The following is an 11,781-nucleotide window of genomic DNA, read 5'->3' on the forward strand; positions in this document are numbered from 1 at the left end:
GTGTCGTGACTGCCCAGCCACGCCGCTTACCCTGGAACGATGACCGATGCCCCCCGCCGGCGGCGGCCCTCCCCGGCGGTCTACCGTCGCCGCCGCCTCGTCGCCGTGCTCTTCGCGCTGCTCGTGATCGGCCTCGTCGTGTGGCTGGTCGTGGCACCGCCGTGGCGTTCCGCACCGACCGCCGACCCGGCGCCCGCCGCCACCAGCGCCGCTCCCGTCGAGTCCGCGTCCGCACCCGTGCCCTCGCCCACGCCGACCTCGACGCCCACCCCTCAGACGCCGGCCGGCCCCGCCGAGTGCACGCCCGCTGACATCACGGTCGATGCGCTCACCGACAAGGGCGAGTACCCCCAGGGCGAGAACCCCCAGCTCTCGATCCGCCTCACCAACACCTCGGCCTCGCCCTGCACGATGAACGTCGGCACGAGCGCGCAGTCGTTCACGGTGACGAGCGGCTCCGACGTGTGGTGGCGCTCCACCGACTGCCAGTCCGAGCCGAGCGACATGGAAGTCACCCTCGCTGCCGGCCAGGAGGTCACCAGCTCCGCGCCGTTGACGTGGGATCGCACGCGCTCGTCGGTGGAGTCGTGCGGCGGCGAGCGGCCGTTCGCCCCCGGTGGCGGGGCGACCTACCACCTGAGCGTTTCGATCGGTGGCATCCCTTCTGCCGGAACGGCCGCGTTCATTCTGCAGTGAACCCCGTCGTTCTGCGCTCAGGCGCGGCATGTGGGGCACGTTTCGTGCAGCGGGGCTCGCGTCGTGCGCCCCGCTGCACAGATCGTGCCCCGAACGCGAGGGTGGGCCGCGCAGCGCGGGGGTGGCGCGGATAGGGTCGAAGGATGGTCGCGGGGAAGAAGCGCAAGGGGAAGAAGGCCGACGTGGAGTTCAAGAACACCGCGCTGACGGACGCGCTGCAGACGCAGGACATAGCGGCGATCGCTTTCGCGCTGCGGCACGGACCCACGGTCGTTCCCCTGATGCGGCCGGGCAACGCCGACGATCCGCGCGATGTCGGCGAAGTGTGGACCTACCGCGACCCGAACACCGGGCAGGTCGCGTTGCTCCTGTTCAGCGACGCCGTCCACAAGCCCGAGACGCTCCCGCCGCACGTGGCGTTGCAGTCGCCGCAGTGGCTGCGCGCGTTCCTCGATGAACACCGCGACGAGATCACCACGGTGTTCATCGACATCGCCGGCCCGCACCCGATCCAGGCCTCGCCGGCCGACCTGCTGGCGGCGCTCGACGCCTGAGTCCTGCCTGCGGGAGCAGGCGGCACCGCCCGCTGTTCGCCGACACAACTCCTGCTCTCTCGCCTCTCGGCTCCGGTGGGGTGAGGGGCACGCCGGATCTGCAGGAGTTGTGCGCCGCCGGGCGGTGGCTCGACGGGCGGGTGGGCGGCTGCTCGACGCACTCGACGCCTGACGGCTCCCGGCGCTGCCGGCTGCTGCTGGCGGGCACAACTCCTGCTCGCTGACCTCTCGGCTCCGGTGGGGTGAGGGGCACGCCGGATCTGCAGGAGTTGTGCGCCGCCGGGCGGTGGCTCGACGGGCGGGTGGATGCCGCGACCGCGGTACCTCACGCGGGCGACACTTCGCGGGTGAACTGCCCGGCTCGCGCGGGTGAGGCGCCCGTGCAAGACTCGGGGCATGGAGTACGTGATCGCCGGTGCCGTGTGCGCCGCCGGACTTGTGATCCCCGCTGTGCTCGGCTTCACATCGCCGCACCGCCGTCGCCGGTCCGCACCTCCCGGCCGCTGAGCCGCCCCGCGGCCGCCTCTGCTGCGTCGATCCCGCTCCGGGCCAGGGGTCGCGGCCGGACGATCAGAACTCGGGCGCGACCTCTTCGCGTGGCATCCCGCGCACTTTCAACTCGTTGAGCGCTTGCGCGAGCTTGCGCGACGAGGAGTCGAGGACCGTGTGATAGCCGAGTCGCGCGGCCTCGGAGGCCCGCTGCGCGGCTTGCGTGACGTTGCGGATCTCACCGGTGAGCGTCAGCTCGCCGATCGCCGCGAGGCGCTTCGAGACCGTACGGTTGTGCACGGCGTTCGCCACCGCGATCGCGATCGCGAGGTCGGCGGCGGGCTCGACGAGGCGCACCCCGCCCACGGTCGAGACGTACACGTCGCGGTCGGACAGCGTCACGCCCATCCGGCTCTCGAGAACCGCGAGCACCATCGCCACGCGCGACGCGTCGACCCCGTTCACGATACGTCGGGGGTTGGGGGCCGTCTGGCGGACGGCGAGTGCCTGGATCTCGACCGGCAGCGCCCGTCGCCCCTCCATCGCGATCGTGACGCACGTGCCCGGTTCGGGATCGCCGTGGCCGAGGAACAGTGCGCTCGGGTCGGTCACTTCGGCGATGCCGCTGCCGGTCATGTCGAAGCAGCCCACCTCGTCGGTCGGGCCGAAGCGGTTCTTGAGCGCCCGCACGAAGCGGAGCGACGTCTGCCGGTCGCCCTCGAAGTGGCACACCACGTCGACGAGGTGTTCGAGGATGCGGGGTCCGGCGATGGAACCGTCTTTGGTCACGTGACCGACCAGGATGATCGGCAGTCCTCGCTCCTTGGCGACGCGTATGAGCGCGGATGCCACCTCGCGGACCTGCGCCGGCTGCCCGGCGGCCCCGTCGCTGTGTGCCGACGAGATCGTCTGCACCGAATCGACGATGAGGAGCCCCGGCTCGACCTGGTCGATGTGACCGAGGATCGTGGCGAGGTCGGTCTCGGCGGCGAGGAAGAGCTCGTCGTGGAGCGCGCCCGTGCGCTCGGCGCGCAGCCGCACCTGCGCCGCGGACTCCTCGCCGCTGGCGTAGAGCACGCGACGCCCGGCGCGGGCGCTCTGCGCGGCGACCTCGAGCAGCAGCGTGGACTTGCCGACCCCCGGCTCGCCGCTCAGCAGGATCGCCGCTCCTGGCACGATGCCGCCGCCCAGCACGCGGTCGAACTCGCCCACTCCGCTCGTGCGGCGCGGGGCGTCCTGCGTGTCGATCTCGGTGATGCGCCGGGCGGCGCGAGCGGCCCCCGGGGCCACCGGCACGATCGAGCGGACGATGCCCGTCTGCTCGGCGGCCTCGACCACGGTGCCCCACTGCTGGCACTCACCGCAGCGGCCGACCCACTTGAGCGTGGTCCATCCGCACTCGGTGCACCGGTACGGCGCGGCGGTGGGAGTAGGTCGACGGGATGCCATGCGCCCAGGCTACGCGGGGCCTCCGACATCACTCGCGCGGGGGCCGTGGCATCCCACCGTCTCTCCCCGATAAACGCTCTGCACGGTGAGAAACGCGCTGAGGAGGCGTGTCTCGCCGCGGAAGGCGTTTATCGGTCCGGGGCGCCGCCCCGCGCGCCCGCCCCGCGGCACCGCACGCCCCGCGCCCGCCCCGCCGCACCCCGCGCGGCGGGGCTCAGGCGCGGAGCGAGTCGGCCACCGTCGTCAGCGCGTCGGCGGAGCGGCGCAGCAGCGTCAGTTCGGAGGCGGAGAACGGGGTGCCGGTGAGGGGAGTCGCGCCCTTGGCGTTGACCACCGAGGGTACGGAGAGGGCCATGCCGTCGATGCCGTGGAAGTCGTGGAGCACCGTGCTCACGGGGAGGATCGCGTTCTCGTCGCGCAGGATCGCCTCGACGATGCGGGCGCTGGAGAGCCCGATGGCGTAGTTCGTGGCGCCCTTGCCCTGGATCACCTTGTACGCCGCGTCGCGGACGTCGACGGCGATGGCATCCAGCTCGGTTTCGTCGAAGCGTCCGCCGCCCGGGAGGTCGAACTCGGTGATTGGGATGGAGCCGATCGTGGCCGTCGACCACAGCGGGAACTCGGTGTCGCCGTGCTCGCCGACGATCCACGCGTGAACGCTCGAGGTGGCGACCCCCGCGCGCTGCGCGATCTTCCATCGCAGACGCGACGTGTCGAGCACGGTGCCCGAGGCGAAGATGCGCGCCGTCGGAAGGCCGGTGGCCTCTTGCGCGAGGACCGTCAGCACGTCGCACGGGTTGGTGACGATGACGTAGATCGCGTGGGGGGCGACCTCGAGCAGGTTCGGCATCATGTCGCGAATGATGCGCGCGTTCGTCGCGGCCAGCTCGGTGCGGGTCTGCCCCGGGTTCTGCTTGGCGCCGGCGGTGATGACGACGACGTGAGAGCCCTCGGCGACCGACACGTCGCTGCCGCCGACGATGTCGCTCGACCCGGTGAACTGCGTGCCGTGCGCGAGGTCGAGCACCTCGGCCTCGACCTTCGCCTCGGCGATGTCGTACAGGGCAACGTGGCGCGCCGAGCCGCGGATGAGGGCGGCGTACGCGACGCTGGCCCCCACGCTCCCCGCGCCGACGACGGTCAGTTTGGAGTTCTCGATCACGCTCATGACACGATCCTGGCACCGGTGCCGAGCGCAGACCAGAGCGGTGGTTCGACGATGGAGAACTGGATGCCACAAGCCTCGCGATTCGCTCCGTGTGGGCCCCGATTCGCGGCATCCCGCAGAGTGTCGTAAGCTGGTCGGCGGTGACGTGTCCGAGCGGCCGAAGGTGCAACTCTCGAAAAGTTGTGTAGGGTAACCCCCTACCGTGGGTTCAAATCCCACCGTCACCGCCACTGAAAACCCCCGCTGATGCGGGGGTTTTCGCCTTTTCGGGGCTCGCGTGGGGGTTAGGGTTATCGGCCAAAAAGTGTGTATGGGCGCTCATTCCGCGGTGTCGGCGCAGCAGCGAAGCTGCCACTCGATCGCGGCGGTTTCGTCGCGGACGGCGCTGAGGTCCATCACTAGGCGTCGTAACGCTTTGCCGGCGGTGGTTCGCGGGTGTCGCGTCAGATGGCTGTGATTCTGAGCAGATGAGCGGGTTGGTCGCCACCTACGGCGACCTCGGTCGGCTCGGCGACCGGCTCTTCGGCGGCGGTCTCCTCAGCGGCGACTTCGGCGGCCGCGCCCGGCGGTGGCGGCTCTTCGGCGGCTACGGCGGCAGCAGCTCGGCGGCCTCCTCGGCGCCGGCGACCTCGGCGGCGTGAGGGGGATACGGGCGGCGCGGCGTCAGTGACGGCGTTTGCGAGTCAGTCCGTGTGTGCGGCCACGTGCTCCCGGGCGTGCATGAGCTGCGTCTCGCTGAACGCCGACGCCATGCTCGCGATCTCGGCTGCAGCGATGCCGGTCTCCGCCGCAACCTCCGGCCATTGCGCGACTGCGTCTGCGACCCGACCGAGGATCTCGGCCGCACGAGTCTCGCTCAGCGCGTAGACGTCGCGGCTCCGGATCAGCATCCGGATGTCTCGGTCGAGCGGGTCGTCGCTGGCGCTGATCTGTCGTGCCTGGACCCGGCTTCCGGTGCGCGTGGGGTTCACGTCAAACAGCGGGCTCAGTCGCCACTGCCCGCCCTGGCGGACGAAGCCGTGGTTGCGCCAGTGGTCGTCAACGTTGCCGACCAGCACGCTCAGGGCGACGCGGGCAAACATCTCCTCGAGGTCCGCGCGGGAACCGGTGAGGTGATCGATCGTGTCCGCGAAGTCGTCATAGGTGCGACGGTCCTGCACAGAGCGGATCTCCATGGCGCTGTAGGCAGACTGGTAGCCGATCCGCTCAGCAGGTGTCTGCCCGGCCGGCGTGGTCCTGTCGAACCGCTCGATGAGCAACGACGAGCTGAACTCATCGCTCCGGATCAGCCGGCGGCGAGGCACACGGAGTCCCGCTCGGTCGGCAAGCTCAAGCGCCACCGCCTCCCATGCCTCGATGTCGCTGCGCCGGTCACGGTTCGATGGCAGCTTCAGCAGCCACAGCGCGTTGCCGTCCGCGATCGTCGCCTTCGGGCGCGTGCCGCCCAGGCTCGAGCCCGCCCACCCGAGAAGCTCGATGTCTTCGTCGGTGGCTTCATACTGCTCGAATCGGGCAGCCGCGGCCGCCAGCCGTCCCGCGTCGACCAGGCGGGCGGCGGTATGCCCGTCGAGCGTCAGCCAGTCAGACTCTCCCGCCGGCGTGAAGCGGAGCGCGCCGAGACGAGTCTCGTCGTTCAGCTGAACGAGGTGGTCGAACTTGCCGAGGACCGACGGCTGACCTTCTTCACGCTCGTTCGCCCACTGTGCGTCGATGAGGCTGGTGCCCCAGTCGTCAGGGGTGGCGTCCGCGAACGCGCCGAACATTTCCGTGTCCGCACCGGTATAGACGCGACCCGATCGAAGCGGCAGGTCGGGCGAAAGCGCGTAGGCGTCCGAGCGCTCCAGGTAGGAGGGGTCGTACTCGAACGACGTGGAGGCCAGCCGCCGGCCACCCTGGAACGATCCGCGCAGAGTTCCCACGTGCACGGGCTCGCCCGCGCCCTCGCCGAGATGCACCGAGACGGCGTTCAGGAGCTGCATCATCGGTCGGCCCCGCCGGCCAGCTCGAGCTGCTCATCCATGAGAGCCCGCCCTGCGTCGGAGTGGAACGGGTCCGTGCTTCGGACGAGGGTCTCGGCCAGGCCGAGCACGCTCAGCGCCGCCATGACCGAGTCGAGTCGCGGCGAGCCCGTACCGTTCTCGATGTGGCGGAGCGTTTCGCGGGTGATGTACGCGCGCTCAGCGAGCTGGGATGCACTCATGCCCTGGAGCTTCCGCCACCGCTTGATGTTCTCGCCGAGGTCGCCGAGCAGCCGCGACCGGGCGGGTGATCGCCTGCTGACCACGAGGACCTCCTCGGATTGAAAGCTATACCTGCCAAGCATAGGTCATATTGGAAGGTATAGCTATCATCCTGCGCTTCTCCGGAGTCCCGTGCGTTGAGCACGACGTTGGCGGGGAGGGGGTCACTACGCGCCGAAGGGTCTGCGACGCGATGGACTCGCCACGCGCCGGGCAAAGAGAGGTGATCTCCGGCGGGTCTACGCGACCGGCTCTGCGGCCTCGGATGCCGAAGCGCGGGTCGCCGCGTGGGGGCCGAAGGTCCCACACCCTCGGCCTGCGGGACCTTCGGCCCGCGCACCTCCGCCGCCCGCGCGTAGCGTTCGGGAAAAAGGAGGCTCCCGTGGAGAACATCGTCGTGGGGGTGGATGGCAGTGCGGCGGCACGCTCCGCGCTCGCGTGGGTGGCGGATCGTTGCGCCGCGCACGAGGCGGAGGTCGACGTGGTGCACGTGGTCCCGGATGCCCGGGTCCGCGGGGGGCACACCCCCGAGATTCTGACGGATGCGGAGCGCATCCTTCGCTCGGCCATACCCGGGCAGAACGTGCACGTCCAGCGCGCCGAAGGGGGAGTCGCCCGCACGCTGGGTGAACTGTCCGCCGGAACAGACCTCCTGGTCATCGGTGTCGACCCCGATCATCCGCTTCGCGCGGCGCTCGGCGGGTGGCTTCCCCTCCGCGTGATCGCTCGATCGGTGCCGCCGGTGTGCATCGTCCCCGTGGGATGGAGGCCACGGGAGGGAAGCGTTACGGTCGGCCTCGACGATGACGCGTCGTCGGCGGACGCGCTGACGTTCGCGGCGAAAGAAGCCGAGGAGACCTCCCGCCGGCTTCACGTCGTGCATGCCTGGCATCTGCCGGAACCGTCGATCGACGGGTCCGCGGCGCTCTGGGTGCGGCCCGACCAGCTCCTGCAGGAGCACCGTGAGCTGCTCGACGCGGCCACACAGGTGCTCCAGCGCCGATACCCGCGAGTCCACATCGAGGCGGATCTGGTCCGCTCGCACCCGGCCGATGCTCTTCTGGATCACGCACCGACCGCCTCGATGATCGTCATCGGCACCCACCGAGAAGGTGTGAAGTTGATCGCTCTCTGGCGGCGTTCTTGCAACGCTCTCTGGCGCTAATTCCCAATCACAAGGATGCTGGCGGCGGCTTCGATGACGTCGTCGGTGATTATCTCGAGCTCGTTGATCTTGAGCACTCTGGCTATCTGAGGGAAGAGCCGTTCGAGCAGGCGGAAGTTGCCGCGGGTGATGCGTTCGATGGAGGCGACGGCTTGGGCGTCGGTGAAATCGTCGGGGTCGAGCGTTCTACCGAGTCTCTTCCAGTGCCGGTCGAGGACAAAGAGGAGTTCGTCGCGTCCAAGCGTTCGGTAGTGGTGGGAAAAGCCGAGGCGGCTATAGAGCTGCGGGTAGTGGCGGAATCGTTGGTCGATGCCGGGCATACCAATCAGGATCATCGAAAGGTGTTCGCGATCATGTCTATCGCGGAGCAGCTCGAGTGCGGTGGGTGTGAGTCGTTCGGCTTCGTCGATGATGAGGAGCTCGACGAGACGGGACTCGCCGCCGCCCCTGAACCGAAACTCGGCCTCGAGTGACCGGAGGTGTTCATCAGCGCAGATCCCGACTCGTGCTTGCCAGTGGTCAATGTCGTGCATGAGGTCTTTGGGTCGGCAGAGGACTTCGGGTGTGTAGAAGACGGTGCGGGATCGGTTGGCGAGGGCGTAGTGCTTGGCGTCGTGATCTCCTCGCGGGCCCCATTCATTGATATAGGGCTCGAGAACGTCCCAATTCGCATAGCGGCGAGCGGAGTTGGTCTTGCCCACGCCGGCGTCGCCGTGACAGATGCCGATCGTTCGTTCCTTGCGCACGGCGTTTGCAAACTCGGTGAAGCGTCGGTGCTCTTTGGTCACGATGAAGGCCTGGTTCATCACTCGTCCTCTTCGTAGGTGCGTAGTCGGCGCCGATGGGGAGCGGGCGCGACGTCGCGCGGCTCCTCACGGACGGAGGTGGTGGGAATGCGGTCGTTGATGACGTGTCGGAGTTGTCGCCGCCGGGCGCGGCGGGCGGTTTCGATGTCGCGGAGGCTGAGTCGGAGATTGGGGTGAGCTTCGTCGACTGCAACACAGACGAAGGTGTCGCGATCGTAGACCCGGATCTCAGAGACGTCGCGGGGGTCATATCGAATCGTGACGGTGTGCCCAACGAAGGGTGCGAGCGTCGGGGCGAGGTAGCGCTGGCCCTGGAAGTGAATGCCATCGCGCTGAACGACGCGATTCTTCGGAACAGTTAGAAGAAGTCCATCGAGCTGTTCGAGGCTGTCAGGCATACGCGGGAGCCAGCCTTCGGCAACCCATGCGTCCCGCGGAGAGGCTCCGAGCTCGCGATGCGGGCGCTCGTTGTAGGTCCTGACGAAGGTGCCAATTGCCTGGTCGAGGGCCGCCAGATCAAGTACTGGGTGGGGGCTTCTGCTGCCGGGCCCGAGGTGCCCCGGGAGGGTAGCGAGGAGTTCGGTGTTGATGGTGCGGAAGAAGCGTTCGATCTTGCCGCGGCCCTGGGGCCTGCCGACGATGGAATGGATGATGCGGATGCGCAGCTCGATGGCGGTGCGCTCGAGGTGGTGGCTGGTGAAGTCGGAGCCGTGGTCGACGTGGAGAACGTCAGGTATTCCGCACATCGCCCACGTCAGGTCGGTTTTCCTCCAGATCGCCTGTCGGAGGGCAAGTGCTGTGTTTATCGCGGACGGCGCCCCGGCGAAGACTATGTAACCGCAGATAGCGCGCGAATAGTCATCCATCACAATGGTCAGCCACGGTCGATCGGGTGCGCCCCCGGCGCCCATGATGAGGATGTCGAGCTCGGTGTGATCTGCCTGCCAGGTGTGGTTGGGGCGTTCGGCGCGTCGGCGAAACACCAGCTCGTGCTTGTCTCGATAGGCGGTCGGTCCTTCCAACGCGAGTGTCACGAGCGCCGGGTCGAGAGCCTGCACGATCTCTCTGACTGTGGCGTAGCTCGGCGCCGACATGCCGTGATGATCGGCTTCAGCGCTTGCGAGGCGGTGCAGCGTCGTCAACGCGGGTCGCGGCCTGTTCAGTGCCAGTCGTTCGATGAACGCCACGAGCTGAGGTGGCGTACGACGTAGCCCAGCATCCGATCGTTGGTGCGGGTCGAGAGTGGTGATGCCGCCTATCCGGTAGAGCTGATGCCAGCGCTGCAGTGTGCGGAGGCCGATGCCGGTGTCACGTGCGAGGGCGGCGAGGGGAATCTGGTCTTCGACGTGAAGTCGGAGAATCCGCCACCGCTCGTCACCGTCCATGGCATTTGCTACATGACGGTGCTCTCGCGGCCGGCGAGGGCTTGCTGGTGACGGTACAGGGTGGCGCGACTCCAGCCGACGAGTCGTGCTGCGTCTTCGGCAGTGCGGCCCTTCGCTCGAGCATCGGCGGCGATGGCGAGCTTGTCGGCGATTACTGCGGGATTGGACAGTGGGCGGCCGAAGCGTGTGCCGTTCTGCCGCGCCGCTGCGATCCCCGCGTTCACTCGCTCGACGATCAGTTCGCGTTCGTACTCGGCGAGGGTGGCCAGCATGTTCAGCATCAGCCTCCCTGTCGACGTCGCCGGGTCGATGCCATCTGAGATAGAGCGAACGTGGATGCCACGGTCACGCAGCAGGTTCACCGTGTTCAGCACGTCGATCAAAGAGCGGCCGAGCCGATCGACTCGCCACACGACCACGGTGTCACCGGACTCCGCGTGCTCGAGGAGCTTCTTCATCCCTCGACGCTCGATCGCGGTCTTGCTCCCGGAGGTGACATCAGCGAACACGTCGCGCTTTTGAACGCCGGCAGCCACCAGCGCGTCGAGCTGCAGCTGCGCATCCTGACTCGATGTGCTCACGCGGGTGTATCCAAGAAGTCTCACTCCACCAGTGTGACTCACAAACCCCTCGCAGTCACGACCCTGAGACGGTTTCTGTTGAGACGCATTTTCGAGACATCGGCGACTTCAGGATTACGGGGACCCGACACCGCGAGAGCGGTGCCGACTGGGCGTCTCGAAAAGCTGCACATTCTTGAGACGTGGGTTCCGAAGGAAGTCGATGAAACTTCCTTTCGCAAGCGGACCATGGACGAAATGTTCATTCGGCGTTTACTCTCATCGGTAACAAAATTTCAGAGTGGCTCTTATGGTGAAGGCTATGACGGATGTGCTTTCCACTCTCGAACTGCCGCTCCTGGAACGACTGCGTTCGCAGCTTCGCTCCCTGTCACCGGCTGAGCGTCGCGTGGCCGATACGATCCTGCGCGACCCTCTCGGCATCATCCACATGTCAGTTTCGGAACTCGCGACTCTGGCCGAGACTTCGGCTGCGACGGTGGTGCGGCTGTGCACATCGATCGGCCTGCGCGGATATCAGGAGCTGAAGATCACGCTGGCCACTCAGTCCATTCCGAGCGAGAAGCGGGTGCTGGACGCTGTCGATGCCGGAGACGACGTACGCACCGTCTCGCAGAAGGTGCTCGCCGGCACGGCGGCAGCGGTCGAGGCGACAGCCGCCGTTCTGGACACGGGAGAGCTCGAACGCATCGCCGAGGCGATCCTGGGGGCTTCACGGATTCAGTTCGGGGCCGTCGGCACGTCTGCGCCGCTGGCTCAGGATGCCGCTTATCGCCTGACGACGATCGGCATCCCCGCGACCTTCATCTCCGACGTCCACACCCAGCACGTCTCCGCTCGCATGCTCGGCCCGAAGGATCTGTTCTTCGCCATCAGCCACACCGGGTCGACGATCGAGACTCTGGCCGCAACTCGAGCTGCCCGGGAGTCCGGAGCTCGCACTGCCGCGCTGACCAGCTTCCGTTCATCTCCCCTCACCGAAACCGTCGACATGTCGCTGATCGCCGGCTCGGCTGAAACTGCCTACCGGGTGGAAGCGATGACCAGCCGCATCGTCCACTTCGCCGTCCTGGATGCGCTCTACGTCATCCTCGCCCTGCGTCGACGCGAAAGCGTCGACGCGCTCGCCCTCACCGAGGACGTGCTCATAGAGCACCGCCTCTAACCCTCATCCCGATCACCACACAACAGCACTGAGCAGTCAGCTCACCGGCCACCGCACACCCTCTCGGTGTGCGGTGGCCCCAT

12 protein-coding genes and 1 tRNA gene are annotated in these 11,781 nt (G+C 67.9%); 6 read left to right on the top strand and 7 right to left on the bottom strand.

The genetic code is table 11. The features are described from left to right. Positions 1–39 precede the first annotated feature (39 nt). Positions 40–696, top strand: a complete 657-nt coding sequence (locus tag ACU6WY_RS01415; protein WP_483820705.1) for a hypothetical protein — start codon at positions 40–42, stop codon at positions 694–696. A 143-nt stretch (positions 697–839) separates the two neighbouring features. Then, complete coding sequence (locus tag ACU6WY_RS01420) at positions 840–1,250, top strand: dehydrogenase (protein ID WP_483820706.1); 411 nt, start codon at positions 840–842, stop codon at positions 1,248–1,250. A 570-nt stretch (positions 1,251–1,820) separates the two neighbouring features. Here the strand turns inward: ACU6WY_RS01420 and radA are convergent. Next, positions 1,821–3,188 (bottom strand): DNA repair protein RadA, encoded by a 1,368-nt coding sequence (gene radA / locus ACU6WY_RS01425; protein WP_483820707.1) that lies wholly within the window; start codon positions 3,186–3,188, stop codon positions 1,821–1,823. Between the two features lie 214 nt (positions 3,189–3,402). Next, positions 3,403–4,356 carry an L-lactate dehydrogenase gene (locus ACU6WY_RS01430; RefSeq protein WP_483820708.1) on the bottom strand — a complete coding sequence of 318 codons (954 nt, stop codon included), beginning with the start codon at positions 4,354–4,356 and terminating at the stop codon, positions 3,403–3,405. Between the two features lie 139 nt (positions 4,357–4,495). Between ACU6WY_RS01430 and ACU6WY_RS01435 the strand changes: the two genes are divergently transcribed. Further along, positions 4,496–4,586 (top strand) — tRNA-Ser (locus ACU6WY_RS01435). A 237-nt stretch (positions 4,587–4,823) separates the two neighbouring features. Continuing rightward, complete coding sequence (locus tag ACU6WY_RS01440; protein WP_483820709.1) at positions 4,824–4,997, top strand: hypothetical protein; 174 nt, start codon at positions 4,824–4,826, stop codon at positions 4,995–4,997. Between the two features lie 42 nt (positions 4,998–5,039). Here ACU6WY_RS01440 and ACU6WY_RS01445 read toward each other — a convergent pair whose 3' ends face one another. Next, positions 5,040–6,311 carry a type II toxin-antitoxin system HipA family toxin gene (locus ACU6WY_RS01445; protein ID WP_483820710.1) on the bottom strand — a complete coding sequence of 424 codons (1,272 nt, stop codon included), beginning with the start codon at positions 6,309–6,311 and terminating at the stop codon, positions 5,040–5,042. A gap of 23 nt (positions 6,312–6,334) precedes the next feature. After that, entirely contained in the window at positions 6,335–6,640 is a 306-nt protein-coding gene (locus tag ACU6WY_RS01450) for a helix-turn-helix transcriptional regulator (protein ID WP_483820711.1), read from the bottom strand. 338 nt (positions 6,641–6,978) lie between these two features. Here ACU6WY_RS01450 and ACU6WY_RS01455 point away from each other — a divergent pair, with 338 nt between their 5' ends. Continuing rightward, complete coding sequence (locus ACU6WY_RS01455; RefSeq protein ID WP_483820712.1) at positions 6,979–7,761, top strand: universal stress protein; 783 nt, start codon at positions 6,979–6,981, stop codon at positions 7,759–7,761. Here ACU6WY_RS01455 and ACU6WY_RS01460 read toward each other — a convergent pair. The 3 genes from ACU6WY_RS01460 to ACU6WY_RS01470 are packed head-to-tail and all read right to left on the bottom strand — an operon-like array spanning position 7,758 to position 10,557. Then, complete coding sequence (locus tag ACU6WY_RS01460) at positions 7,758–8,567, bottom strand: AAA family ATPase (RefSeq protein WP_438352946.1); 810 nt, start codon at positions 8,565–8,567, stop codon at positions 7,758–7,760. The two genes, ACU6WY_RS01455 and ACU6WY_RS01460, sit on opposite strands and share 4 nt — an antisense overlap. Then, positions 8,567–9,952 carry a Mu transposase C-terminal domain-containing protein gene (locus ACU6WY_RS01465; RefSeq protein ID WP_264632338.1) on the bottom strand — a complete coding sequence of 462 codons (1,386 nt, stop codon included), beginning with the start codon at positions 9,950–9,952 and terminating at the stop codon, positions 8,567–8,569. The genes ACU6WY_RS01460 and ACU6WY_RS01465 overlap by 1 nt, the downstream gene beginning before the upstream one ends. A gap of 8 nt (positions 9,953–9,960) precedes the next feature. Then, on the bottom strand, positions 9,961–10,557 hold the full coding sequence (locus tag ACU6WY_RS01470; RefSeq protein ID WP_264632340.1) for a recombinase family protein: 597 nt from the start codon (positions 10,555–10,557) through the stop codon (positions 9,961–9,963). A gap of 277 nt (positions 10,558–10,834) precedes the next feature. Here ACU6WY_RS01470 and ACU6WY_RS01475 point away from each other — a divergent pair, with 277 nt between their 5' ends. Next, on the top strand, positions 10,835–11,698 hold the full coding sequence (locus tag ACU6WY_RS01475; RefSeq protein ID WP_483820713.1) for a MurR/RpiR family transcriptional regulator: 864 nt from the start codon (positions 10,835–10,837) through the stop codon (positions 11,696–11,698). Positions 11,699–11,781 lie beyond the last annotated feature (83 nt).

This window comes from Microbacterium sp. ZW3a (genome assembly GCF_057167165.1).